We start from the raw sequence: 24,941 nt of genomic DNA on the forward strand, positions 1-24,941 counted from the left end.
CCCATGCTTCCCCGGAGCGTGCCCTTCCGTCACGGTGCTGTACGTGGGAGCCGGGGATGTCGTGCGGTGCCGTCGTGAGCCGTCGTGAGCCGTCGTGAGCCGTCGCGGACGACGCGGGCCGGCACGGGGCCGCGTTCCGCCGACGCTTCGGGCAGGACCGAATCGTCCACCGGCCACGGACAGCGGCGGGCACGATGGTCCCCAGGCCAGGTTCCGGAGCCTGACACGAAGAGTCGCAACGTGGCAGGAGAGCCGGAACGTGGCACGAGGGGCCGGGACCGGACAACCGGGAGGAGCACACGGATGCGGGTGACAGGGACGAGGGACGCGGCAGTCAAGGGAAAGCACCCGCGGCGCGGAGCCGGTGCGGCGGGCCGCGGCAGGAGGGGAGGGGCCGTGACCGTGACCGTATGCGCGGTCACGGCCCTGCTGTGCACCTCGGCCGGCGCCCAGGCTTCTCCCGGCAGGCCCGAGGCGTCCCCGGGGAGCGCCCAGGCTTCCCCGGGGACGCCTCGGGCCCAGGAAGGGAAGGGAACGCCCAGCAAGGCGCATCGCGGGACGAGCGGGACGAGCGGGACGAGCAACAGTGCGCAGCGTGAGGGGGCCGACACGGCGCATGGCGAGGGGAGAAGCGCAGGGGGGAACGGAGGTCCGGCCCTCCGCCCGGGCGGCTGGCACGGTCCTGAAATCTCCCATCCGGGCCAGCCCGAGATCGACTACCCGCGCGGCGAGGTGTGTGCGTTCCCCACGCACGCGGAGTTCCCCGTCGTCGACATGGTGCAGAAGACCTGGACGAACGACGCGGGCGATCCCGTCTACGCCGTCATCAGCGGCCCGTTGATCATGGATGTGACGAACAAGGACACCGGGAAGACCGTACGCCGTGACCTGTCCGGCACCGGGACCCTCTCGTACCCGGAGCCCGGACGCACCGACACCTACGTCCTCAGCGGGGGCGACTGGGGTGTCGGACTGCACACCAGCGACCGGCCCGCGCACAACAAGTGGCTCGTCTCGCGCGGGTTCATGTCCGTCAGGCTCACCAAGAGCGGTGGCGAAACCCATCGCGAGCTGCTGACTCTTCAGGGCCGCTACGAGAACCTGTGCGAGACGCTGAAACCGTAGAGCGCCTGTCGCAGCGGCCGGCGAGGAGCGGGACGCTCCGCCCCGGCGGTCACGAACTCGGCCGACGGAGCAGCTGAGTGCGTGGTGCGGCCCCCCGCTCCGGGCCGGCCGGGCCCAGGCCGCTATGGCTCAGCCCCGCGCGTGCATCAGCGCGGTGACATAGGCGTCCAGCCGCTCCTGCACGGCTCGCGTCGTCAGCTCTGTCCTCCCCGCCTCCCGCCAAGCCTGCGCGACCGGCCGGACTTCTTCGGAGGACGCCAGCCCATCGCGCACCTGCCAGTACAGCCGCTCGCCCGGGTCCGCGGCCAGCACGCCGCCCGCCTCCTCGTACGCCTCGGTGAACCGCAGGCCCCACGCCGGGCCGTGCAGCAGCGCCAGGGTGGTGGAGCAGTGCGCCACATCGAGATCCGCAGGGCCCCACGAGGTCGCCGCCCAGTCGACGACACCGGTGATCCGGGCACCGGCCGGGTCCCCGGACTCCAGGTCGAACAGCACGTTGCCGGGCTGGAAGTCGCGGTGCAGGAACCGCCCTTCGTAAGGCGGCGCGGGCCGGCGGATCACGTCGATCGCCGCGGCCCATGCCGCCGCGTCGGCGCCCTCCGGCGTCGCGACGGTGTCCGCGGTCGTCAACGCCACGTATTCCCGGGGCCGTTCCGCGGGCCGCAAGGCGTGGATCGCGACGAGTTGACGGGCCAGCAGGGGAACACGCGTCTCCACTCCCGCGTCGTCGAGAACCGTGCGGCCCGGCAGATGTGTCATCAGCAGCGACGGATACTCGCACTGCTCGGCGGCCGGATCGACCGCGACCAGTGCGGGCGCCGGTATGCCGGTCCCTCTGAGCAGCGCCAGGGCCCCGGTCTCCCTGTTCAGCCAGTCCTCGGCGTGGTCGAGGTAGAACGGGTCGACGAAGCTCCGCAGCACCAGGTCGCGGGTGGTTCCGTTCCGCGTGACGACGGTCAGCCTCCGCATCGCGGCAGTGATGCCGCCGTGCAGTGTCTCGGCCCTGACGACCCGTTCGCCGACCTCCAGGTGCCGGTTCACCCAGCTCAGCGTCGACGGGGAGACAGGCGGTGCCTCATCGTGATCGGTCACCGTGCCATCCCATCACCCGGAGGGCGGCGCGCGCGAAGGTTTTCTGCGTCCGGCAGCGTCGGCGCCCTCGATACGGCAGGGCTGCGACCGTGGCGCTGTCCGCCGCACGGGGGCCGGCCCCGGCGGGATCAGTCCCGCAGCACCTCGTGCGGCAGGGCGTGGGCGGTGCGCCCGCCGGGCGTCCGTACCGTCCGCGCGGCCAGCAGCGCGTCGACCACCGCCTCCTCCACACCGTCCAGGACCGCCGTGAACACCAGGTTCAGATCGGCGGGCGAGAGCACCACAGGGGCGTCGGCGACCCGGGTGGAGAACGCCAGCCCGTAGTCGCCGCTGCCGTGGCTGAACGCGGCGCCGGCCCGGCCGAGCGCCAGCACGCCCCGCGTGGCGATCCGCTCCAACTGGCGCCCTGAGCACGGCACGTCCAGCGCCACGACGACCACGCACGAGCCGCGGGGTGCGGTGTGTCCGGCCCGCTCCAGCCCCAGGTCCTCAGGCAGTACCGTGCGCCCCGCCACGCGCAGGTCCCCGTCCATGTTGGCCAGCACGAGCACCCCCGCGGTCGCAGGACCGGCGGACAGCGGCACCTTTCGGGACGCCGAGCCGATGCCCGCCTTGAAGCCCAGCGCACACGCCCCGGTGCCGCCTCCGACGTTGCCCATCGGCACCGGCCCTTCGTCGGCCCCGTCCAGTGCCGCCCGTACGTGCGCTTCGGTCACCGGCCGCCGCTCCGCCGAGAGCCAGGAGTCGTTGATCTCTCCCACGACCGGATTGAGTGAGGTCACAGGGGTGGCGGCCCGCTCCAGCACCCAGCCGACCAGCGCGTCCGCCGCGCGGAACGCCGACAGCGTGGAGGTGAGCAGCACCGGCGTCTCCAGCTCCGTGAGCTCCATCAGCTGTGTCGCACCGACGAACTTGCCGTAGCCGTTGACCATGTGGAAACCGGCCGGGACCGCGCGCGTCTCCTCCAACGCGTCGGGCACCAGCGCTGTCACCCCCGAGTACACACCGCGCTCGTCGTCCACCAGCGTGGTCTGCCCCACCCGCAGACCGGGCACGTCCGTGATCGCGTTGAGCACTCCCGGTGCCATCCTCCCCACCGCCCGCCCTGTCTCCCGCAGCCGCAGCGCCCGTCCGCGTCGCCCCTGGCCCTCCATCTGTCCGCCTTTCGCCCGCCCGCGCGGGCCGTCCGCACGGGCGGCCCGCACTCTATGCCCCCACGGGAGAGGGTCAGGAGCGGGCCGGGGCCGTGGACGGAGCGTGGGTGGAGAGGCCGCGGCCTCCCAGCTGTACCCGTCCGGGTCGGTGAACGGACCGGCGGTGCTGCCGAGCACGACGCGGTCCGATCCGGTGCCGTCGGCGGCGACGCCGAGGTCCTCGGCCGGGCCGGTGTCCTTCTTCGCCGAGGTCGCGACCTTCCAGAGCGTCCCGTCAGGGGCCTGGACGACACCACCGTAGCCCCACAGCGACTTCGCGGCGGGCTTGACCAGGGCAGCGAAGGGCAGAGACGGGCAGGGCGGGGGTGGGGTTCGGCGGGCGGGCCGCAGCTTTCAGATCCCTCACCGTGCGCACGGCCGGTCACCCTGTCGCTCGGTGCGTTGTGTGACCGCGTGCTGCGGCGGAGTGGTCAGATGGGGTGTGGCCGCTTGACCGCAGTCGGCCTTCTGGCCCGGCACAGCGGTGAAGTCCACTTCGGCCACGGCGTATGACGCTCGCACGAGCGGCGCGGGGACGAGACGTCGGGCGCTGAGAAGGTGTTCTGGTGACGGAGCGGAACGTGATCATGGAACAGCTGCTGGCGGCGGTCGAGCAGGCACCGCCGGTCGACTCCGTGGCGGTGGTGGCCCGCATCCTGTCCGAGCAGCTCGACGCCCGCGACGTGTGCTTCCTGATCACGGAACTCGGTGGTGAGACGCTGTGGCGACTGCCCGCCCTGTGGCCGTCGCGTGAGGGGAAACAGGACCCCGTGCGGGTGCCCGGAACCGTGTTCGACACGGTGATCCGCACCCAGCGGCTGCACGTCACCGACGCACCGCCATCCGAGGGCCGGCAGGGCGGGCACCGGGTGCTGTCGCCGGTGACCCTCCGGGGAGACGCCATCGGCGTACTGGAACTGATCATCCCCGATCCGCCCAGCGCCCTCGGCCGGCAGCAGATCGCTCAGGCCGCACACGCCCTGGCCTATGTGGTCACCGCCAACCGCCGCTTCACCGACCTGTACGAATGGGGCCGGCGGAGCACCACCCCCACCCTGGCAGCCGAGATCCAGCAGAACCTGCTGCCCGACGCGCTCACCGTCGAGGCAGGCCAGGCCACCGTCGCCGGGGGGCTGGAGCCGGCCGGGGACATCGCCGGTGACACCTTCGACTACAGCCTGGACGAGAACACCCTGCACCTCTCCGTCACCGACGCCATGGGGCACAACGAGCCCGCCGCCCTCCTGGCCACTCTCGTCATCGGTGCCCTGCGCCAGACCCGCCGCGCCCACGCGACCCTCGCGCAACAGGCGCGCGCCGCCCATCAAGCCATCCTCGACCACGGCAACGAGGCCACCGTCACAGGTCAGCTCCTGCGCATCGACCTGACCACCGGGCGGGCCCTGCTGGTCAACGCGGGCCATCCCTGGCCGATGCGGCTGCGCGATGGCCGGGTCACGGTGGTCGAACCGCACATCGACCTTCCTTTCGGCTCGCCCTGGCACGGCGCCTACCGGGTGCAGGAGTTGGGCCTTCGGCCCGGCGACCGGTTCGTGCTGTACACCGACGGGATGACCGAACGCAACACCGTCGGCCTCGACCTGCCCGCTGTCATCGCACGCGACGCTCACTTGCATCCGCGCGAAGCCGTGCGCTTCATGACCCGGGCACTGGTGGAAGCCACCGGCGGCAACCTGCTGGATGACGCCACGGTGGTGTGCCTGGACTGGCACGGGTCCGGCTCCAGCCGGCGCACGAGCGAAACCGGCGCCGACACCGCCGGCCGATGAGGCCGCCGGGCGGAGAGCATCGCGGCGAGCGGACCGGCACGCGGCCTCTCGCCTGACAGGCCTCAGGGGCTCGTTCTTCTCACGCGCACCGGACGAGGGCTCAGTCCAGCAGTGCGAGCGCTTCCAGGACGGCGGCGGGCTCGGTGCGGCTCGCGTAGTCCGGGTGGACGTCGAGCCATCGGACGACCCCCTGCGCGTCGACCAGGGCGACGGTGGGCATGGGAACGTCGTCCGTGCCGTCACTGTTGGCCGCGGACACATCCGTGACGAGGGCGGTCACCGCCTCCCGGGCCTGCGCGGACCAGGTGTTCATGACGCCCAGCGCGCGGCCGATCTGGTTCCCGGGGTCGGACAGGACCGTGAAGCTGAGTTCGTTGACCTCCTGCGTGGTCAGCGATCCGTCCGGCCGCTGAGGGCTGACGGCGACCAGCTCCACCCCGCGCGAGACGAGCGCGGGGAGCAGTTCTTGCTGGTAGGTGCGGAGGGCCAGGTTGCAGTACGGACACCAGGCACCGCGGTAGAGCACCAGCACGGTGGGCCGGCCGCCGCACGCCGCGGACAAGGTGGTGGGTGCGCCCGCCGGGTCGAGAAGTGCGGCGTCGGGCAACGGGATCCCGGGCTTCGCGGCACCGGCAGGTACGCCTTCGGCGGCGAGCCGCTCCTGTTCGGCGCGGAGAACGGCGAAGGCGGGACGTTGCTCTTCGGGGATCTGCTCGCCCGTACGTGCGTGGAACTCCGCTACCTGCTCGGCGTAGGTCCGAACGGTCATGGCACGCCCTTTCTGGAGTGGTGATTCCATTCTGTGGTTGCGCGGAGTGAAGTGTCAATCGGAGCGCGGGCGTTGGAGGCTCCGCCGCTGGTCCCGATACGGTTGAGCCATGAACGCCCGCGACGATGACTCAGCCGCCCTGAGCCGCGTGCCCGCGCGGCTCACCCGGAAGGGGCAGGCCACCCGTGCCCGGATCGTCGACGCTGCCGCACGGCTGATGATCGAGACGAGCGTGGCCGGGACGCGTACCGACGACGTACGTGCGGCCGCGGGCGTGAGCGCGTCGCAGATCTACCATTACTTCGAGGACAAACCCGCGCTCGTGCGGGCTGTCATCGGGCACGCCACCGACCTCGTGCTGGAGGCGCAGCAACCGGTTCTGGGGCAGCTGGACTCGATGGCGGCCCTGCGCGCGTGGCGGGACCACGTCGTGGAGTTGCAGCGCTCACACCACTGCGCGGGCGGCTGCCCGCTCGGCTCTCTCGCGGGCGAACTGGCCGAGGCGGGCGATTCCGCACGCGGAGCGCTGGCGGCCGGGTTCGCCCGGTGGGAAACCGCCCTGCGTGAGGGGCTGACCACCATGTATGAACGGGGGGAGCTGCGTCCAGACGCCGACCCGGAAGAGCTGGCCCTCGCCCTCCTGGCCGCTCTCCAAGGTGGCATCCTTCTCTCGCAACTGCGCCGCGACACCGCCCCTATGAGGGCCGCTCTCGACACGACGCTCGACCGCATCGAGTCGCTCACCACCGCCCCGGGCCCGCGCACGGGCGAGGGGGCCCGAAAGCGGTGAGACGGTCGAGCGCCGCGTCGAGAGCGACGGAGAGCCGCAGTGTGCTTCCCCGCCCCGGCGGCCGCGAGCTGATCCGCGTGCGCCGTCGCCTCGGGTGCGCTGATCGCCGCGGTGGACTCGCGAGGGTGCGGTAGGTCGTCAGTCCTCGTCCGCGGCGGACAGGGCTTCCGCGATCATGCGGGTGGCGAAGTCCTGGTCGTCGGTGATGCGGTTGATGTGTTCCGCGAGGAGGAAGGCGGTGACCTCCAGAGGGTTCATCTCCGCCTGTGTCCACTCCCCGTACTGTTTGCGCCAGAGGTTGGGGCTCAGGCCGGTGCCCGCCGCGATGACGAGACCTGCCATGGTGGGGATGGCCTCGGGCCGGACGCTCTTGGGCATCATGCGCATCGTGGCCACGAGGTTGGGCACCACGTACTCGAGGACGTCCTTGTCATGGTCCTCGTGGGCCTCCTGCAGCCACCTCATGAACATGTAGATGAGTGTGCACGCGCCGTCCAGGATGTCCTTGGCACCCTTGCGGCCCATCGACGCCGTCAACTGTTCGACGAGCGCCTTGTGTTCCGGATCGTTCGCGTTTTTCCCCTCGTGAATGCTCCTGAGCCGGGAGTCGACCATCATGAGTGCCGCACCCACGTCGCCTGCGGGAGCGTACTGGGGATCGTAGGGCGATGACACAGAACTCCTCCGCCTGCCGGGCCGCGCTGCGACCACGTCATTCCGTCGCTGTGGGTGCCGCGTTCACTCTAGGCTCTGCGCCCACCTTCGTCGGCAAGTTCCCGTATTCCCCCAGGTCACCGTTTCCGGGCTGGTGGAGAACCGGCCGGAGCACATGCTCGCGCCGGTGCCGCCCATGTGTCCTGTGCTTGGCGACGATCACTCAGGCGAGCGCCCCTGTTCGAGAGCCGTTTCGGGCCGGGCATCTCGCCAAGGGCGCGTGCGCAGGGCGGTCATCACCACGCCAGGGAACGCCGGCGTGGCGAGCTCGGTGGGCCTGGCCTCACCTCCCGCCGGAGAGGCGGGGTTGGTCGGGACTTGCCTCGCCGTCGCGCAGAGAGGCGTCCAGGGCGGCCATGAGCTGCGCGACACGGCTCCTGCCTGCGGGAGCGGAGGGAAACCGGAGAAGAACATCGACCAGGGCCGGTGTGGCGCGGTGCCGAGCCTGCTCGATCACCCGGTTCCCGGCCTCGCGATTGCCACCCGCACCGATCTCGGCGATGCGCGCCGCGCTCGCGGCGGCACGCAGGATGTGACCCACCTGGTGAGCCTCCGCGATCGGATGGAGGTAGGCGGCGGACGCGGCGTCCCCGGCGGCGCGCGCGGCGAGACATGAGACCTCGGTGGGTGCGTCCTTTGCTGCCCGGTGTGCGTCCATCGAAGTGACACGCTGCAACCTGGTCCGCCTCGCGCCGTTGACGAACTCCCACGCGGCGTCGAGGGCCGCGCGGGGCCGCGGATCCTCGGGTGCCGCGTCCTCGAACACGGGGAGGACGTCGTCAGCGGCCCGTGCCACATAGCGTGCCACCACGCGCAACTCGTCCATCGTCAGTTCGAAGTCACCGGACACGGTCCCCGTCATGGCGGCAAGCATCGCACGCGCGGCCGGAAGCTGATCGTCGTCGGCGGCTTGTGCAGCGGGGGAGTGGCGGCCACACGAGGGCTGGATCGCCTGGCCGCCACGGGTGCGCCGCACCGGGGGCCTGCGGGTGCGGCGCGGCAACGAGCACGGGCTCCGCCGCCGCCCGCACAACGCCCAGACACGGACGGGTCCGAGCATGTGGCACGCGGGCCACCGGGAACTCATCTCCTCGACATACCGCACACATCGCGTCAGCCAAGAAGTGTCCAAGCAAGGCTGGCAAATCACGCTTGTCCGGGGCATGATCCTCTCCTGACACCCCGACGGGCTCGCCGCTCGGGGATTCCGTGAGTGAAGAGAATGGGGGGCGTATGTCCCGTATCAAGCGTGCTCTGACCGTGGCGGTCGGCGCTGCCGCCTGTGTCGCCCTGGCGCAGGCCCCGGCGAACGCCGTCGGGTCCTGGCACATCGCGGACGCGTCGAACGGTCGCGGAACCGGGGCGTTCAACAGCGGAGACAGCAACAAGTTCCGGATCGCGGACACCAAGGCGGACGGCTACGGCATGGTGCTCCGCATCAAGTTCCCCGGCCGCTCCGAGATCACGACGTGCGACGACCGGAACGGTGCGAACAACGGGTTCGAGTACTGCCGGATCAGCAACATCCCGCACAACTCAGAGGTTCAGATCAAGGCCTGCGCGAAGGACTTCAGCGGCGGGCTTCCGGGGTGGATCGACTGCTCGTACTGGATCAAGGACTACACCAGCTGAGAGGCGGGGCCGGGCGGGTGGCGGTACGAACGCGAGGGTTCCGTCACCCGCCCGTGGAACGCCCAGGTCTCCCGTGCCCGACGGCAGCCCGTGCGGTTGTGTGTGGGGCACACCGACGAGCGGTCCGGCACCCCGGCACCGCCGGCCGCTCCGCCCAGGCCGGGCGTGACCAGCGGCCCGTCGTAGCCGCACTCACGGCACCTGCCGCGGCCCACTTGGCCGTGGTCGGTGTCCCTGGCGTCCCTGACGTCTGCCGCTGGGTCTCCGCATAGCCGAATCCCCGCCCGGACTCCGCCGGGACCTTCTCCTTCTCGCCGGACACCCGCAGTTCCGGGCGACCCTTTCTCCTTGAGAGCCAGGACCCGAGTGAAGACGGGGCACGCGGTCAGTGTCCTGAACAGGTTCTCGGTGCGTACCCATGAGTGCCGCCGGTGGTCGCGTCATCGGGTCCCTTGCCGTGCGCGCCGCCACGGTTCCTGCCTGCTGCGTCGATGCCCTCTCCCGCACCGCGCGACAGCACCCGGTCGGGGCACCTCGTCGGGGCGCGCCGCAGCGTGCGACGTCGACTTGAGCACCTTGCCCCGGTCCATGGAGGATGCAATGATCAGAACCCGCACTTGCATACGATGCGCAATAAGGGGGGAGCGGTTCCGTGCCCGAGGAACGCACCCGCCGACACGTCCTCGGACTGGCGGGCGGCGGCTGCGCGGCGGCGCTGCTGTCGGGCTGTGACGGGTCCGCGTCGGCCGGGACCACGCGCCCGCGGCGCGGCGGGACGCTGCGCGCGGCCTTCCCCGGTGCCGGCGCCAAGGAGACGCTCGACCCGCACAAACAGCGGCAGTTCGTGGACATCGCCCGCCACAAGGCGATGTTCGACAAGCTCGTTGAGCTCGGCCCGACACTCCGCCCCGTGCCGCGGCTGGCCCGCAGCTGGGAGTCGAGCGCCGACTCGACGGTGTGGCGCTTCAGGTTGCGGAAGGCCGTCTTCCACGATGGGCACCGGCTGGAGCCCGAGGACGTGCTCTACAGCCTGCACCGCATCCTCGACCCGCACGCCGCCGATCATCTCGCGGCCAACTCGCTGTCCGCCCTCGACCTCGGCAACTGCCGCGCTGTGGGCAAGGACACCGTCGAGCTGCGGCTGAAGAAGCCCAGCGCCGAGTTCCCCTCGCTGCTCGCGGTCACCGGCGCGCTGATCGTCCGGCGCGGTTACCGGAACCCGGAGAAGCCGGTGGGCACCGGCGCGTTCCGGTTCGCTTCCTTCCAGGCCGGCCGCTCCTTGAGCGCCCACCGCTTCGACGACCACTGGGCCGGCGCCCCGTACCTGGACGAGCTGCGGATCCTGTCGGCCGAGTCGGAGGCACGCAACAGCGCCGTCCAGGCCGGAGAGATCGACTACGCACACGAGATGAGCCCCACGTTCGCACGGCTGATCGAGGGCAACTCCCGCGTCGCGCTGGTATCGACGCCGCTCAGCGGCGTCGACGGCTTCGCCCTCAAAACCGACAGGCCGCCTTTCGACGACCCGGACGCCGCCATGGCGGCCAAGCTCCTCGTGGACCGCGAGCGGCTCATCGAGGTGGTCTCGGGCAACCGCGCCCAACCCGGCAACGACCTCTACGGCAAGGGATACGCCTACTACCCCTCCCACCTGCCGCAGCGCGAGCAGGACCTCGCCCAGGCGCGCCGGCTCGCCCGCCGCAGCGGCCTCCTCAACCGGCGGCTCACCTTCTACACCTCGACCGTGGTCGACGGATTCGTCAACGCCGCCCACCTGTTCGCCGACATGGCAGGGGAGGCGGGGCTCAGGGTCGAGGTCGTCTCGGGACCGCCGGAGACGTACAACACCGACCAGCTCACCACCGGCGACATCGGCAACCACAGGTGCGGGGCCATGCCCATACCCACCTACATCTCCGAGCGGCTCTTGGACGGGTCCCCGCAGAACGCCAGCGCCTGGAAGCACCCGGACTTCGACGAGGACTTCGTGCACGCCCAAGGCATCAAGAAGGAGACCGCACGCACGCGCGCCTACGGCGCGCTGCAACGCACCATCCGGGACGAGGGCGGCCTGGTGCTGTGGGGGCACCCCGACTGGCTCAACGCCGTCGCCACCTCCGTGCACGGGGTCAAGCCCGCACCGCCCAACACCGACGACTGGGCACGGTTCGACGCCGTCTGGGTGGACTGATGGCACGCCACGCACTGCGCCGCGTCCTGCTCGCCCTCGCACAGCTGGTGCTGCTGGCCGTGCTGGTCTTCCTGCTGACCTCGCTGCTGCCCGGCGACGCGGCCGACGTCCTGTTCAACGACAAGGCAGGCACGGAGCAGATCGCCCGGCTGCGCCACGAGATGGGGCTCGACCAGCCGCCGGCGCAGCGGTTCCTCGACTGGGCCAAGGATCTGGTGACCGGCGACGCGGGCACCTCTCTCACCGGCGGGCAGTCCGTGTCCGGCATCGTCGCGCACTCCGTCGGAGCCACCGCCTTGCTGGCCGGGGTCACCGCGGCGATCGCGGTGCCTGTGGCCCTCGTCCTCGGCCTGGTCACCGGCTGCCGCGCGGGCGGCCGGCTCGACCGGACGGTCACCGCCGTCACCCTGGCGCTCAGCTCCGTCCCCGACTTCGTGCTCTCCCTCGCGCTCGTCGCGGTGTTCGCGCTGAAACTGGGCTGGCTGCCGTCCACCTGGATCGGGGCGACGACCGGTGACCTGCTCACCCGCCCCGGCCTGCTCGTGCTGCCCGTCGTCGTGCTGCTGGCGCGGACGGTCTCCCAGCTCATCCGGCAGTTCCGGGCAGGCACTCTCGGTGCCCTGAACTCCGGTTACGCGCGGCACGCCCGTCGACTGGGTGTGCCCCGCACGCGTCTCCTGCTGCGGCACGTGCTGCCCAACGCCGCCGTACCCGGCGTGCAGCAACTGGCCCGCACCGGCGACGCGCTCCTCGGCGGCGTCCTCGTCGTCGAGGCCGTGTTCGCGGTGCCCGGCGCCGCCACCGCCCTCATCGACGCGGTGCGCAGCCGGGACGTCCCCACCGTGCAGGCGCTCACGCTGCTGCTCGCGGCGGCCGCGCTGTTCCTGAACGTCGCCGCGGACCTGGTCTCCCACCGGCTCTCACCGCGGGTGGAGGTGCTGAGGTGAGCGGACACACTGCGCAGCCCCCGCCGGCGCGGCCCGCGGCCAGGGGAAGCGGGGGGCGGGCGGGTACGGCGCGGAAGAAGGGCGCCGGCGGCGCCGCGACGACCGCCGTGGCCGCCGTGCTGTTCGCCGTGCCGGTCGTGACGGCCCTCTTCGGGCCGCTGCTCGCGCCGCTGGCCGAAGCTTCGGGCCCCGGAGCCCCCTACGCTCTCGACGGGCGCCACCCGCTGGGCACCGACGGCCTCGGGCGCGACGTGCTGGCGCTGCTGCTGCGCGGCGGCGGCAGCACGCTGGGATCCGCCCTCGGCGCGGTCGCCCTGGCCTATCTGGTGGGCGGTGCGGTGGGGCTCGCGGCCGCCGTCAGCCGGCACCGTTGGGTGGACGAACTGCTGATGCGCCCTGTCGAGGTGGTCCTCCCCATCCCTTCGCTGCTGGTCATCAGCCTTGTCGGGGTCGGCCGTCACGGAAACGCGTGGGCCGTCACGATGGCGGTGGCACTCGTGAACACACCTGTCGCCGCGCGCCTCGTACGAGCGGCCGCTCTGCGGGCGGCGGCAGGACCGGTGGCGGAGGCCATGCGGATGCAGGGGGAGTCGCGGCTGCGGGTCCAGCTGGGCTATGTGGGCGGCTCGGTGCTGCCGGTCGTCGCGGCCGATGTCGGCACCCGCGTCACGGGCGCCGTGTTCACCGTCGCCGCCGCCAACTTCCTCGGGCTCGGCATGGAGCCCACCGCGCCCGACTGGGGGGTGACCATCGCGGCGAGCCGTGAGGCGCTGCTCGTCCAGCCGTGGTCGGTGTGCGCGCCGACCGCGATGCTGCTGATGTTCACGGTCGGCCTCAACCTCCTGGGCGACCGCCTGCTCGACAGGCGCGACCGTCGTCCCCCAGGAGACCGCCGTGACCGCCGGGCCCGGGTACCCGTCGCGCGGAAGGAGGGCCGGACATGACGCGGCCGCTGATCGAGGTGCGGCGGCTGGCCGCTCACGCCGCCGACGGCACGGCTCTGGTGCGCGGTGTCGATCTGACGATGGTCTCCGGGCGCGTCACCGCCCTCGTCGGTCCTTCCGGCAGCGGCAAGACCACCACGGCCCTCGCCCTGCTGGGAGAAGCGGGTACGGGCGTACGGCTGTCGGGACACGTGCGGGTGGGGGAGACCGAGGTCGTTGGGGCGCACGGAATCACCGCGCACGCCGCCGGTGTGAGAGGCGGCACCGTGGCCTACCTGCCGCAGCACCCGGGCAACGCGCTCAACCCGGCGCGGCGCATCGGCGCGGTCCTCACCGAAATCGCCGCCCTGCACGCCCCCTCCGGCGGCGGGCGAGGTGCCTCCCGCGCCCTCTCCCGCGCGGCGCTGGAGCAGTCGCAACTGCCGCCTGAGCGGTCGGTGCTGCGGCGCTTCCCCCACCAGTTCTCCGGCGGGCAGCAGCAGCGGGTGGCGCTGGCGGAGGTACTCGCCTGCGGACCCCGGGCGCTCGTCCTCGACGAGCCGGGTACCGGCCTGGACACGGTGACGCGGGCGGCTCTCACCCGCGAGCTGGCCCGACTGGCCCGCTCGGGACCGGCGATACTGCTGCTCAGCCACGATCACGCGATGGTGCGCGCGCTCGCGGACGACGCCGTTGTCCTGGAAGCGGGACGCGTCACCGCACGGGGCACACCCGAGGCGGTCCTGCCCGCCGCCCCCGCTCCCGTCACCGTGCGGGGGCGCGGGGAAGAGCATCCTGACGGTACGCCGCTGCTCGAAGCACGCTCACTTAGCGCGTGGCACCGCCGGCGCGGACACGACGTGCTGCACGATGTCTCGCTCCGCCTTCGCGCGGGGGAGTGCGTCGGGGTGGCGGGCCCCTCGGGAAGCGGCAAGACCACCCTGGCGCGGTGCCTGGCCGGACTGCACGAGCGCCGCGGCGGCGACATCCTGCTCGACGGGGTGCCGCTGCCCGCTCTCGTGCACCGCGACAGGGAACAGAAGCGGCGAGTGCAGTACGTGTGGCAGGAGGTCCACGACTCGTTCGACCCTCGACGCACCGTTCTCGACCAGGTGGCCCGAACGGCTGTGCGGCTGCGTGGCCTTGCGGCCGGCCAGGCCAGCGAAGAAGCCGGCGCACTGCTGCACGAGTTCGGCGTACCGCCTGGGACGGCCGCCAGGCCGCCCGGCGCGCTGTCCGGCGGCGAGCTCCAGCGTGCCGCGTTCGCCCGCGCGGCTCTGGCCCGCCCTGATGTGCTGGTGTGCGACGAGATCACCAGCGCACTCGACGCGGAGACGGCCGAACGCGTTCTCACGCACGTGGAGCACCTGCGCACCACCCGGACAGCCGTGCTGTGGATCGGCCATGACCTGCGGTTGATGCGCCGCGTCGCGGACCGGCTCCTGGTGCTCGACGGCGGCCGCGCCGCCGAGGCGGGGCCGTGCGCCCGGGTACTGGAGCGGCCCGTCTCCGAGGCGACGCGGCGCCTGCTGGACGCCGAGGAGCTGGGACGGCGGCGGCAGACGGCTCTCCCGGCGGAGACCGGGGCGAACCAGGTGAGCTGAGCCGCCACCGACAGGAGGACCCATGACAGCGACGAAGGAGAAACAACGGTGACCGACACGTCCCTCACGACCGACTGGCAGGCGTGGCAGACCAGCTGGGACCGGCAGCAGGAGTGGTACATGCCCGACCGCGAGGAGCGGTTCCGGGTCATGCTGGAGGTCGTCGAGGCGGTGGCGGGCCCCGAGCCCGTGGTGCTGGACCTGGCCTGCGGACCTGGCAGCATCACCGCCCGGCTGCTGGAACGCCTGCCCGGTGCGCGCAGTACGGCCCTCGACCTGGATCCGGTGCTGCTGTCCGTCGCGCAGGGCACCTTCCGCGACGAGCACAGGGTGGAGTTCGTGACGGCGGACCTGACCGACCCCAACTGGCCCGACGCGCTGCCGCGCCGCCCCTACGACGCCGTCGTCACGGCGACGGCGCTGCACTGGCTCACCGCCGACGCGCTCCGCGTCGTCTACGGTCAGGTCGCCGAGGTGCTGCGCGAGGGCGGTGTGTTCCTCAACGCCGACCACATGCGCGACGACGAGGCGCCGCGGCTCAATGCCGCACTGGAGACCCACCACGCCGCCCGTAAGGAGCGTGAGCTCGGGGCGGGCGCGCAGGACTGGCGCGCGTGGTGGACGGGCGTCGCACAGGATCCCGCCCTCGCGGAGCAGGCCCGTCGGCGGTTCGACCTGTTCGACGACCCGCGGCAGCCCAAGTCCGGAGGTGAGGGACAGATCCGCGAGGACCGCCCCGTCACCACGGCCTGGCACCTGGACGCCTTGCGCGAAGCGGGTTTCGGCGAGGCACGCCGTGTGTGGTGCTCGTCGAGCGACGCCGTCCTGGCGGCCCTGCGCTGAGCATCGAAAAGGTGGGGGAAGCGCCCCTGCGGTGGCTGCGTCCGGCAGACCGCCGCAGGGGACATCGGACTCAGCCGGCGTAGCCCTTGGGCGGTACCAGGCTCGCCAGCTGGTCGAAGGACAGCCAGTAGATCTGGTTGCCGCCGAAGTTGGCGGGGTCGGCGATCAGCACGCTGCCGTTGGCGTCGTCGTAGCCGATGACGGTGAAGTAGTGGTAGATCGTCTGGTCCGACGGATAGCCGGGAGGCTGGTTGCCGGGCGGAGCGACGATGTTGGTCACCAGCGGGAAGTTGTTGTCGATGCCCCTGACGACATCGGACCACAGCTGGTCCTTCTGCTGCTGCGTGGGCGGGTCGTTCGGCATCTCCGTGGTCTTGTACCAGTCCGTGCCCAGGTTGCTGTTGAGGACGGTGGTGACCTGGCCGATGTGGTCGGTGCCGTTCTCGTCGGTGCCGAGCTGGGCGGCGAGGTCGGCCTGGGAGGGCGGGGCCGTCCGTGCGGAGAGGGCGATGCGGGTGGCGGCGGGACCGCACCAGTACCCGGTCTCCTGCACCTGGTAGTCGACGTCGAGGGTCTTGGACGCCTTCGTGCTGGCGCCGTCGGTGCGCAGCGTGGAGCCGTCACGTGTGATGTCCACGGGCCGGGCGGCGCCGCCCGGCAGCGCGTCGACCTGCTGGGCGACCCGGCCCGCGTCGAGAGGCTGGGCGTGGATGGTGGAGGACTCGGCAGCGGCCGGCTGCACCAGCGCGGGGACGGTCAAAAGCCCGGTGGCGGAGAGGGCCACGGCCATGGCCGCGGATCTGATACGCATGAGCGCTCCCTTGCAGTGGGGGGAATGGAAGCGAAGTGAGCATGCCAAGTCGTGCGGAGTTGTACAAGGCCATGCGCACCTGACCTGCTCGTGCCGACGAAATCCGCGCGGTGACCGCCCAGTTGAGGTGGCGGCCCCGCGAGACGGCCCGCCGTGCGCGGTTACGCTACTGAAGGGCAGGGAACCGGCCCGGAGGGACACGCGCGGCGGTTCCCTGTTCGGCCCGAACGGTCCAGGCCAGGCGGCACCGGTGACCACCGAAGCCCGGTGGGGCGGAACGATCCGGTGCGGAACGGAACAGGTGAATGCCGTGCTCGTCAGCTCGCTCCTCAACGCGGGTCTGCTCCTGCTCCTGGGCGCCGCCCTCTACGCGGCGCCGAGCGCGCTGCTGAACCCCGGAACGGTGCCCTTCGGCGTCCGGGTGCCCCCGAGCCGGACCCAGGACCCGCGGGTCGGCGCTGTACGCCGGCAGTACCGCGCGGCGGTGCTGTGGGCCACCGCGGCCGCCACGGCGGCGGCGGCGGGACTCGGCGCGCTCCTCGACGGCGTCGCGGCCGGGGCGGTGGCGGGCCTGCCGCTGTGCGCCGTCGCCGCCGCGGTGTGGCTGCGCGCGCACCGTGCCCTGGCCGAGACGAAGAAGCGGGAACAGTGGTACGCCGGGCTGCGGCAGGGGGTGGTGGCCGACACCTCGCTGCGTACCGACCCGGTGCGCGTCCCGTGGGCGTGGTCGGTCCCGTCGTACCTCGTCATCGTGGCCACCGCCGCGGTGGGCACTGCCGTCTACCCGACGCTGCCGGAGACGTTGGCCATACCGACGCGCACGGGCGACGGGACGCGGTACCACGAGGTCGCCACGACCTTCTGGACGGCCTTCAGCCTGGTGTTCGGCCAGCTCGTGGGCACCGCTGCGGTGCTCGCGCTCGTCGCCGCCGTGCTGCGCTCGCGGCCTGGTCTGGACGCGTCGCGACCGCGGGCCGGAGCGGTACGCCACCGCCGCTTTCTGGCCGCCACCTCGCGTGCCCTGTTCGCGATCTGCGCGGTGTCCGACCTCATGCTGCTGGGGCTGTCCGTCATGGTGTGGTCCGGCGTCCGTTCCACGGCGCCGCTGTTCGCCGTGGTCGGCATCCCGGCCCTCGTCACGTTCGGGATCGTCGCAGGACTCGTCGTCCGGGTCGGGCCCGCAGGGCAGCGGCTCGTGGAAGGGCGGGACACCGAGGGCGCGGAGAACACCGGGCTCGTGCAGCGGGACGACGACCGGTACTGGCACGCGGGCGGCACCGTCTACGCCAACGGCGGCGACCCGGCGATCCTCGTGCCGTGTCGCGTCGGTATGGGCTGGACCCTCAACCTCGGCAACCCGCGGGCACTGACCGGCATGATCGTCGCCCTGGTCGCCCTCGGCTCCGCCGCTCTCGCGACCGCCGGACTGTTCGCCTGACGCCTGCGGCAGGGAGCGCGCCGCGCCTCGGCACCGCTCAGCCGAGGTCCTCCGCCGCCTCGAAACCGTCCAGGACGGCTCGCACGCGGTCGACGACCTCGTGCCTGGGGATTCCGCGCACCACGGCCTCGGCGAGAAGCGTGCGCGCCCGCCGCTCCCAGTGCGCGGCCCCCTCCGCGTCCGCGGGGCCCTGGCCCGCGTCCGGGCGCACCACGGCTCCGCTCTTGCGGTTGATTCTGATGATTCCCTCACGGCGCAGCAGGTCGTAGCCCTTGTTCACGGTGTGGAAGTTGATGGCCAGGTCCACCGCCAGCTGCCGGGTGGAGGGCAGCGAGGTGCCGCCGGGCAGCCGGCCGTCGGCGATGGCCTCCACCACGCGGTCCCGGATCTGCTGGTAGATCGGCACCTCACTGTCGAGGTCGAGTACTAGGTGCACCAGTCCACTCTATCTGTTATACATTCACTAGAACAGGTGCTCATCGGGGGTCGGCACCCTCCGGCGGTGCCGGACGAGAGGGGGAGAGTGTCCATGGCAATGGTGAAGGTGCACCGGGGTGCGCTGACGGTCGAGTTCAGCAGCCGGGAGAGCGTGTGGGCCCGCAGGCGGTCGGTGACGGTTCCGCTGGCGGCCGTGCGTGAGGTCACGTGCGTCGAGCGACCGCTGCGCGAGACCCGCGGAGGCCGCAAGGGCTATCAGTCCTTCTTCACGAAGATCGGTGTGTGGGGCCTCTTCACCGGGACGCGTCAACTCGTCTCGGCCCGACGTGGCGAGCCCGGGGTGCGGGTCCTGCTCGACAGGGCGGCCGCGGGCGGTGACTTCGACGAGATCGTCGTCTCGCACAGCAACGCCGCGGGACTCGCCCGGGACATCGCCCGCGGTGCGAGGAGTGCGGCGTGACCCAGGTGTCCGGCACGAAGACACCTGCGGATGTCCCGCGCCCGGGCCACACCGAGTCCGCTCGGGCGGCGTACCTGGTTCGGCACCGAACCTGCGCCAAGCATCGAATCCGCCCCGACACCGCATGTGAGACGGCAACTGTTGGCGCGCGTATGTGTTAACCGCCGGCAACGGGGAAGCAGCCGCTTACCGGGGGCCTTGATGAATCCTTTACTTCACCGTGTTCTGGGCGGGGCCCCTCACAGGTGCAGAGCAACGGGGGCGTGCGACGCGCGTCCCACGTGAACAAGGGGGTTGTGTGGCACGGGAGAGTGTGCGCAGAGTCGCACGGGCCGTGACCAAGGGCGCCGATGCGCGCGAAGCTGCCGAGTCGGAGGTGCGCCGCAGGGCCGGCGGCGCGGCGCAGGACGGGGAGCGCAGGGAGGACGGGATCGATCCGTCGGACTTCCCCGCCGCGCGCGAACAGGGTGGCTCCATCGACACCGTCATGGAACAGAAGACGGTGCCGCTCGACGAGGCCGGGGAGGAACTCAACCACAGCGCGCTCAAACGCGACGGGCTGGAACAGGTGCACCGCATCTGTCCGATGGTGTTGCCGCGTGGGCGGTCGTTCATGACCATGCTGCCGGTCTCGATGCTGCTCGTCGTGGGCCTGATCGGCGTGGCGATCACCTCCGCCATCTCGTCGTTCACCGACAGCGGTCCGCTGCTCAATCCGCTGTTCGGCATCCACTACTGGGTGCTGTCCCTCGCAGCGGTCGCCTTCGTGTGGTGGCGACAGGGGATGGTGATGGTGCCGGACGGGTGCCACGCGCTGATCACCCGGTTCGGAAAGCTGGAACAGGTGGTGGGCCCGGGACGGGTCATCCTGCTCAACCCGTGGAAACGCGTCTCGTACATCATCAACACCACGCGCGAGTACCCGTTCAACGCGCCGGTGCGCGAGGCGCCGACACGGGGCGGGGTGAAGGCGTCGATCGACCTGTTCATCCAGTTCCGGATCAGTGACCCGGTGGAGTTCGTCTACACGCTCGGTGCGGTGCGCGGCTTCGAGGAGAAGCTGAGCAACGCCGTCAGCGAGACCATCCGCAGCCTCATCTACGAGCAGGAGGCCGCGGGCATCTACGACATGGTGGGCGAGGACACCGGCAGACTGCTGGAGCAGCTCAACCAGCAGTTCCGGCCCGCTGTCGAGCTGACGAACGCCAACATCACACACGCCGAACCCTCGGATCGCGGATACCGCATGGACCTGGCCTCGCCGGAGATGGTGCGGGTCGCCAAGGAGGCCTACACGCACGAGTACGCGCTCCAGCTGCGCAAGGAGCAGGACGAGGGCGACCTCACCAAGGAGCTGGCCTCCCAGCAGGAGGAACTGTCCGCGATCCAGGCGGAGATCGCGCAGTACCAGGCGCAGATGGACACCTCCGTCGAGCGCGAGACCAATCGCGCCGGAGCGCTGGCCAGGCAGCGCTACGTACAGGCGGAGTCCGAGGCGAAGGCCAACGCGGCGCTTCTGGAAGCGCAGGCACTGGACATCCGCGCGGTCACCGCCGCCGAGGCGCCGGAGATCCTGGAGTACCGCTACCAGCAGCAGGTGCTGGACACCCTGGAAAAGGTCGCCGACCACCTGCCCAGGCTGGTGCGGATCGGCGGTGCGGACGAAGGCGCGGACGGCGCTGTCGGCGTGAACTTCCTTTCGCTCGCCCGCGAACTGGTCGGCGAGCGGGGCGGAGAGCTGTTCTCCCAGGAGGACATGGCGGCGGTCCGCGCACGGCTCGCGGAGGTGTCGGCCCGGATCGAGGAGCGGGAAGCCGAGATCAGCGCACTGCGCGAGGCCGATCAGCCGACCGTGCCCGCGCAGGTGGGCGGCGGTGGTGCGGCGGCGCCCGAGGGCGCGGGGCCGCACAGCGCCGGAGAAGAGAAGAACGACGGCCGGTCCGCCGCGGAGCGGAGCGGGCGCGGGTCCTGGGACGGCGCCGACGATCCCTTCGGGCCGAGCGATGATGTCTGGGGGGAGTCCGAATGAGCACGGCGGTGGGCAGCCGCAGGTCCGTCATCTCGGAGGAGGTGGCGCCCTGGAGCGACATTCCGCAGCTTCTGCGCGGCGGCGAGGCGGGCACACTCGTCCCCGTCATCATCCCCAAGCACCGCCGCCGCGTGTGGTGGATGGTGCCGTTCTGGCTCGGTCTGCTCGCCGTGGCCGCCGGCGCCATGGCCACCGTGCAGGCCCCTGACGGCACCGCGGGCGAGGTGTTCGACACGCTCGCGACCGTCACCTTCGTGTTCGGGCTGCTCTTCCTCGTCGTCGGGGCGCTGTGGTGGTGGCGTTCCTCGATCGTGGAGATCGAGCAGGGCACCAACGGGATTCTGACCCGGTACGGTGCCATCACGCGCACCCTGGATCCGGGCCGGCACTACCTGTGGCATCCCTGGTCGCGGGTGGACTTCGTGGTGGACACGGCCACCGAGATCCCGTACTCGGCACCGGTGGTGGCCTGCCCGACGCGGGAGAACGTGCCGCTGCGCGCGATCGAGTTCTTCCTGAAGTTCCGCATCACGGACGCGGTGCTGTTCGTGCGTACCATCGGCGCGGGCAACTTCGATCTCGTCCTCTCCAACGCCGTGCAGGACGCGATCCGGCAGCGCGGCCGCCGCGTGCGCACCGAGCAGGCGTACGACCTGCGGGGCTCGGATGTCGCCGACATGCAGGAGCTGCTGAACCGGCAGCTCTCGCGCTACGGCGTGCGCATCACCGGTGCCAACATCCCCGATGTGCAACTGCCCGCGCAGTACCAGCAGCACCTGGCGACCCGGGAGCGGGTCGCCAAGGAGGCCACCGCGTACGAACAGGAGTGGGGGCTCTCGCGCAAGCGCCGCATCGACAGCCTGCAAATGGACATCGAGCGTGCCAAGAAGGTGCGCGACGCGCGCATCGTCGAGGTGAAGGCGGCGCTCAACAAGGCGCGCGAACAGGTCGCGCAGCTCCTGGAAGAGCAGGAGACCGAGGCGCAGAACGTGCGCTTCGAGATCGAGACGCGGGGCCGCAGCGGGCTGATCGCGGCCGAGAACGAGGCGCGCGCCCAGCGCACCCTCGCGCAGGCCTACCGCGACAACCGCGCGGTACTGCAGTACGAGCTGGCGCGGCGCAGGCTGGACGTGGGTGCTGTGCTCGCGGGCAAGGCTCCACAGCCGGTCGTGCTGCGCACCGACGGCTCCGCCGGCAGTGACACCTCCGCGCTGGCCACGCTGCTGGCGGCACAACTACTGCCCGGTCTGCACCAGCTGCCGAGCGGTGGGGCTACCGAAGCGGCCGAGAGGCCCGACCCCACGGCTGTCGGTGAGGCCGTCGCGGACGTGTGGCAGCGCAAGTAGCACCGCCACACCCCACCCACGCGTTCCCACGCCCCCGCTCCGTTCGCAGCGGGGGCGTGGCGCGTCCCGGTCGTCCCGCGCACCGCTGAGAAGCGCAGGTACATTTCCGGTCCCCCGGGGAATGGGTGTCGCTGCGGATGGCGGCGGCCGCGGGGCCGCGCGATCGTGGAGACGGAACCGGCACCAGCTTCCCCGGGGCCAGGCCCGCCCGCCGCGGGACGGCCGCCGACGGACGAGACCGGGGAGTGGGAGGGAGGGGCCATGGCCGGCCGCCACGGCAACGGTTTCCTGGACGAGATGGACGCCCGGATGCGGAGCGAGGATCCGCGGTTCGCACATGCCATGGAGAGCGGCAGGCCGTGCCTGCCGCGGGAGTACCGGCGCGGTCGCGCGTGGTCGTCCCTGGCCGTCGGCGTCGTCCTGCTCGGCCTCGGCGTGGTGATCAGTGACGGACTGCTCATCACCTCCGGCCTCGTGGTCGCCGGGGCCGCCGGGCACCTCTTCGACCCCGAGCGGCGTCGCCCCGGCAGGCCGGACGCCGGTCGGACGCACCGCGACGAGCGCCGGTCTCCGTGAATTCGCGGATCGGACAGCGCCCTTCTTCTCCCCCTGTGCAATAGCAACAGCACATTTGCGCCATTCTTCCTGCGGTACAATTCTTTGCCGAAGCATTACGCTCCATTGAGCGGGTGAATGCTTACGTGAAGTCCTGGCGGCTGACGGCCATGGCACCGAGAGGGCAAGGGGGGCGTGACATGGGTCAGGGGAGCCACGCCCTCTATCTGTCCGTCGCGGTGGTCTGTCGCCCACCGGCACCGCCGCCCGTCCCGGTGCGCGTCGAGAACGCCGCGCGCGGCAGCGTGCCGGATACCTGCCGCCTGCGCTGACGCTGACGCTCCCGGATCGCCGCCCCTGCCGGACCAGACCAGGGGCGCTCACCGGCCGCGTGCCCTGACAGCGCACGCACGCCGTCCGGCGCATGCCGCAGGAGTCCTCCCGGGCAGAGGCAGTACAGGCACATGTCGCGACGCGGTCCCCACGTCGCGACGCCTGCCGGCCGCACATCCCGATCCGCGCCTTCTGGAGCACCTCATGGAGCCTTCCACCCACACCCGCAAGACGTCGTTGCCCGGCGTCGGCACCCGCTACGACCTGGAAACCGGTGCCGGTCCCCACCTCTCGGTCGTCGTCTGCCAGGACGGCCGGCGCATCCTCGCCTTCCACGACCCCGAGGACGACGACAGCTGCAAAGACGCGGCCACCCTCACACCCCACGAGGCGACCGCGCTGGCGAACCTGCTGACCGACGACCCGGTGGCCCACCTGCAACAGCAGGTCGAGATCGACCTGGTCACCGAACACATCGAGGTCACCAAACGCTCGCCGTACGCAGGACGCACGCTCGGCTCCACCCAGGCCCGTACCCGCACCGGCGCCTCCATCGTCGCCGTTCTGCGCCGGACCGCGGCTGTCCCTTCGCCCACCCCGGACTTCCGCCTCGCCATCGGCGACACCCTCGTCGTCGTCGGAACCCGGGAGGGCGTGGACGCCGTCGCCGAACTGATCATCGGAGGATAGACGCCCGTGCACAACACCACTGCCATGCTCATCGAACTCGGGGCGATCATTCTCGCCCTCGGTCTCCTGGGGCGCCTCGCCGGACGGGTGGGTTTCTCACCCATCCCTCTCTACCTGCTGGCAGGGCTCGCCTTCGGACAAGGAGGCATCCTCCCTCTCCAGGCAAGTGAGGAGTTCGTGGCCACCGGCGCCGAGATAGGCGTCATCCTGCTGCTGCTCCTGCTCGGGCTGGAGTACAGCGCCTCCGACCTCGTCACCAACCTCAAGACGCAGTATCCCTCCGGAGCGGTCGACTTCGTACTGAACGCGCTTCCCGGTGCCCTCGCCGCGCTGATCCTCGGCTGGGGAGCGGTCGGCGCCGTGGCGCTGGCCGGAGTCACCTGGATCTCCTCCTCCGGCGTCATCGCGAAGGTCCTCGGCGACCTCGGACGCCTCGGCAACCGCGAGACCCCTGTCATTCTCGGCGTCCTGGTCATCGAGGACCTGGCCATGGCGGTCTACCTGCCGATCCTCACCGCGCTGCTCGCCGGAGTCAGCCTGGCCGGCGGATCCCTGACCCTGCTGATCTCCCTGGGCACGGTCGCCGCTGTTCTCTACCTGGCCCTGCGTCACGGCCGCCTGATCAGCAAGGCGGTCTCCTCCGACAACGCCGAGATGCTCCTCCTCGTCGTCCTCGGACTCACCCTCCTGGTCGCCGGCATCGCACAGGAACTCCAGGTGTCCGCCGCCGTCGGCGCGTTCCTCGTCGGCATCGCCCTGTCCGGAGAGGTCGCCGAGGGCGCCAGCAGCCTCCTCACGCCACTGCGTGACCTCTTCGCCGCCGTCTTCTTCGTCTTCTTCGGCCTCTCGACCAACCCGGCCGACATCCCGCCCGTCCTCGTGCCCGCTCTCATCCTCGCCGTCGTCACGGCGCTGACGAAGATCGCGACCGGCTGGTACGCGGCTCGCCGCGCCGGAATCAAGACCGCGGGCCGCTGGCGCGCCGGGGGCACACTGGTGGCCCGCGGGGAGTTCTCCATCGTCATCGCGGGCCTCGCCGTAGGGGTCGAGCCCCGCATCGGTCCGCTGGCCACCGCCTACGTCCTCATTCTCGTCATCATCGGGCCGCTGACCGCCCGCTGGACCGAGCCACTCGCCCGCCGCCTCACTCGTCGGCGCACCGCCGCACAACAGGCTGCCGTCGCGCCGGCGGAATCCGCCGAAGTGGTCCGCACGAACAGTTGAGACA

Annotated in this window: 24 protein-coding genes and 1 pseudogene; 17 read left to right on the forward strand and 8 right to left on the reverse strand. The window is 71.5% G+C overall.

Annotation, left to right across the window (positions count from 1 at the left end; translation table 11 throughout):
• Positions 1-396: 396 nt before the first annotated feature.
• Positions 397-1,125, forward strand: coding sequence for a hypothetical protein (locus DQ392_RS34085; RefSeq protein WP_147266534.1), 729 nt, complete (start codon positions 397-399; stop codon positions 1,123-1,125).
• A 129-nt stretch (positions 1,126-1,254) separates the two neighbouring features.
• On the opposite strand, the gene DQ392_RS17080 is transcribed toward DQ392_RS34085, so the two are convergent.
• From DQ392_RS17080 to DQ392_RS35260, 3 genes and pseudogenes are all read right to left on the reverse strand, one after another.
• Complete coding sequence (locus DQ392_RS17080; protein ID WP_114016480.1) at positions 1,255-2,217, reverse strand: phosphotransferase family protein; 963 nt, start codon at positions 2,215-2,217, stop codon at positions 1,255-1,257.
• A gap of 128 nt (positions 2,218-2,345) precedes the next feature.
• The gene (locus DQ392_RS17085) at positions 2,346-3,371 is read right to left on the reverse strand and encodes a P1 family peptidase (RefSeq protein ID WP_114016481.1); all 1,026 of its coding nucleotides are present in this window, start codon (positions 3,369-3,371) and stop codon (positions 2,346-2,348) included.
• Positions 3,372-3,482: 111 nt separating this feature from the next.
• Positions 3,483-3,710: pseudogene (locus DQ392_RS35260) on the reverse strand (glyoxalase); the annotation flags it as partial.
• A gap of 287 nt (positions 3,711-3,997) precedes the next feature.
• Here DQ392_RS35260 and DQ392_RS17095 point away from each other — a divergent pair.
• The gene (locus tag DQ392_RS17095) at positions 3,998-5,200 is read left to right on the forward strand and encodes a PP2C family protein-serine/threonine phosphatase (protein WP_114016603.1); all 1,203 of its coding nucleotides are present in this window, start codon (positions 3,998-4,000) and stop codon (positions 5,198-5,200) included.
• A 100-nt stretch (positions 5,201-5,300) separates the two neighbouring features.
• On the opposite strand, the gene DQ392_RS17100 is transcribed toward DQ392_RS17095, so the two are convergent.
• Positions 5,301-5,969 (reverse strand): peroxiredoxin-like family protein, encoded by a 669-nt coding sequence (locus DQ392_RS17100; protein WP_114016483.1) that lies wholly within the window; start codon positions 5,967-5,969, stop codon positions 5,301-5,303.
• A gap of 109 nt (positions 5,970-6,078) precedes the next feature.
• Here DQ392_RS17100 and DQ392_RS17105 point away from each other — a divergent pair, with 109 nt between their 5' ends.
• A complete protein-coding gene (locus tag DQ392_RS17105; RefSeq protein WP_114016484.1) occupies positions 6,079-6,759 on the forward strand; it encodes a TetR/AcrR family transcriptional regulator in 681 nt (226 codons plus the stop codon).
• A gap of 138 nt (positions 6,760-6,897) precedes the next feature.
• On the opposite strand, the gene DQ392_RS17110 is transcribed toward DQ392_RS17105, so the two are convergent.
• Entirely contained in the window at positions 6,898-7,434 is a 537-nt protein-coding gene (locus DQ392_RS17110) for a hypothetical protein (protein WP_114016485.1), read from the reverse strand.
• A gap of 322 nt (positions 7,435-7,756) precedes the next feature.
• Positions 7,757-8,335, reverse strand: coding sequence for a putative immunity protein (locus tag DQ392_RS17115; protein ID WP_114016486.1), 579 nt, complete (start codon positions 8,333-8,335; stop codon positions 7,757-7,759).
• Positions 8,336-8,706: 371 nt separating this feature from the next.
• Between DQ392_RS17115 and DQ392_RS17120 the strand changes: the two genes are divergently transcribed.
• From DQ392_RS17120 to DQ392_RS17145, 6 genes are all read left to right on the forward strand, one after another.
• The gene (locus DQ392_RS17120; protein ID WP_114016487.1) at positions 8,707-9,105 is read left to right on the forward strand and encodes a hypothetical protein; all 399 of its coding nucleotides are present in this window, start codon (positions 8,707-8,709) and stop codon (positions 9,103-9,105) included.
• A 652-nt stretch (positions 9,106-9,757) separates the two neighbouring features.
• Positions 9,758-11,296: an ABC transporter substrate-binding protein gene (locus tag DQ392_RS17125; protein WP_114016488.1), complete on the forward strand. Its 1,539-nt coding sequence runs from the start codon at positions 9,758-9,760 to the stop codon at positions 11,294-11,296.
• The gene (locus DQ392_RS17130; protein WP_114016489.1) at positions 11,296-12,243 is read left to right on the forward strand and encodes an ABC transporter permease; all 948 of its coding nucleotides are present in this window, start codon (positions 11,296-11,298) and stop codon (positions 12,241-12,243) included. Before DQ392_RS17125 ends, DQ392_RS17130 begins: the two co-directional genes overlap by 1 nt.
• Positions 12,240-13,187 (forward strand): ABC transporter permease, encoded by a 948-nt coding sequence (locus DQ392_RS17135; RefSeq protein WP_114016490.1) that lies wholly within the window; start codon positions 12,240-12,242, stop codon positions 13,185-13,187. Before DQ392_RS17130 ends, DQ392_RS17135 begins: the two co-directional genes overlap by 4 nt.
• Positions 13,184-14,770, forward strand: a complete 1,587-nt coding sequence (locus tag DQ392_RS17140) for an ABC transporter ATP-binding protein (RefSeq protein WP_114016491.1) — start codon at positions 13,184-13,186, stop codon at positions 14,768-14,770. Before DQ392_RS17135 ends, DQ392_RS17140 begins: the two co-directional genes overlap by 4 nt.
• Positions 14,771-14,818: 48 nt before the next feature.
• Complete coding sequence (locus DQ392_RS17145) at positions 14,819-15,613, forward strand: class I SAM-dependent methyltransferase (RefSeq protein WP_114016492.1); 795 nt, start codon at positions 14,819-14,821, stop codon at positions 15,611-15,613.
• Positions 15,614-15,683: 70 nt separating this feature from the next.
• Here the strand turns inward: DQ392_RS17145 and DQ392_RS17150 are convergent, their stop codons facing one another.
• Positions 15,684-16,424 carry a C39 family peptidase gene (locus tag DQ392_RS17150; protein ID WP_114016493.1) on the reverse strand — a complete coding sequence of 247 codons (741 nt, stop codon included), beginning with the start codon at positions 16,422-16,424 and terminating at the stop codon, positions 15,684-15,686.
• 310 nt (positions 16,425-16,734) lie between these two features.
• Between DQ392_RS17150 and DQ392_RS17155 the strand changes: the two genes are divergently transcribed.
• Positions 16,735-17,862: a DUF1648 domain-containing protein gene (locus DQ392_RS17155; protein WP_245981583.1), complete on the forward strand. Its 1,128-nt coding sequence runs from the start codon at positions 16,735-16,737 to the stop codon at positions 17,860-17,862.
• A gap of 37 nt (positions 17,863-17,899) precedes the next feature.
• Here DQ392_RS17155 and DQ392_RS17160 read toward each other — a convergent pair whose 3' ends face one another.
• Entirely contained in the window at positions 17,900-18,298 is a 399-nt protein-coding gene (locus tag DQ392_RS17160) for a GntR family transcriptional regulator (protein WP_114016495.1), read from the reverse strand.
• A 93-nt stretch (positions 18,299-18,391) separates the two neighbouring features.
• On the opposite strand from DQ392_RS17160, the gene DQ392_RS17165 reads away from it, so the two are divergent.
• The 7 genes from DQ392_RS17165 to DQ392_RS17190 all read left to right on the forward strand — a co-directional run bounded on the left by DQ392_RS17165 (position 18,392) and on the right by DQ392_RS17190 (position 24,937).
• The gene (locus tag DQ392_RS17165) at positions 18,392-18,760 is read left to right on the forward strand and encodes a hypothetical protein (protein WP_114016496.1); all 369 of its coding nucleotides are present in this window, start codon (positions 18,392-18,394) and stop codon (positions 18,758-18,760) included.
• A gap of 487 nt (positions 18,761-19,247) precedes the next feature.
• Positions 19,248-20,789: an SPFH domain-containing protein gene (locus DQ392_RS17170; protein ID WP_425470547.1), complete on the forward strand. Its 1,542-nt coding sequence runs from the start codon at positions 19,248-19,250 to the stop codon at positions 20,787-20,789.
• Positions 20,786-22,135, forward strand: coding sequence for an SPFH domain-containing protein (locus DQ392_RS17175; protein WP_114016498.1), 1,350 nt, complete (start codon positions 20,786-20,788; stop codon positions 22,133-22,135). Before DQ392_RS17170 ends, DQ392_RS17175 begins: the two co-directional genes overlap by 4 nt.
• 261 nt (positions 22,136-22,396) lie before the next feature.
• Complete coding sequence (locus DQ392_RS17180) at positions 22,397-22,711, forward strand: DUF3040 domain-containing protein (RefSeq protein ID WP_114016499.1); 315 nt, start codon at positions 22,397-22,399, stop codon at positions 22,709-22,711.
• Between the two features lie 179 nt (positions 22,712-22,890).
• Positions 22,891-23,022: a hypothetical protein gene (locus DQ392_RS35860; protein ID WP_281273006.1), complete on the forward strand. Its 132-nt coding sequence runs from the start codon at positions 22,891-22,893 to the stop codon at positions 23,020-23,022.
• A 205-nt stretch (positions 23,023-23,227) separates the two neighbouring features.
• On the forward strand, positions 23,228-23,713 hold the full coding sequence (locus DQ392_RS17185; protein ID WP_114016500.1) for a cation:proton antiporter regulatory subunit: 486 nt from the start codon (positions 23,228-23,230) through the stop codon (positions 23,711-23,713).
• A gap of 6 nt (positions 23,714-23,719) precedes the next feature.
• Entirely contained in the window at positions 23,720-24,937 is a 1,218-nt protein-coding gene (locus tag DQ392_RS17190; RefSeq protein ID WP_114016501.1) for a cation:proton antiporter, read from the forward strand.
• Positions 24,938-24,941: the final 4 nt, after the last annotated feature.

The sequence above is a fragment of the Streptomyces reniochalinae genome (assembly GCF_003323735.1).
GTDB lineage: Bacteria > Actinomycetota > Actinomycetes > Streptomycetales > Streptomycetaceae > Streptomyces > Streptomyces reniochalinae.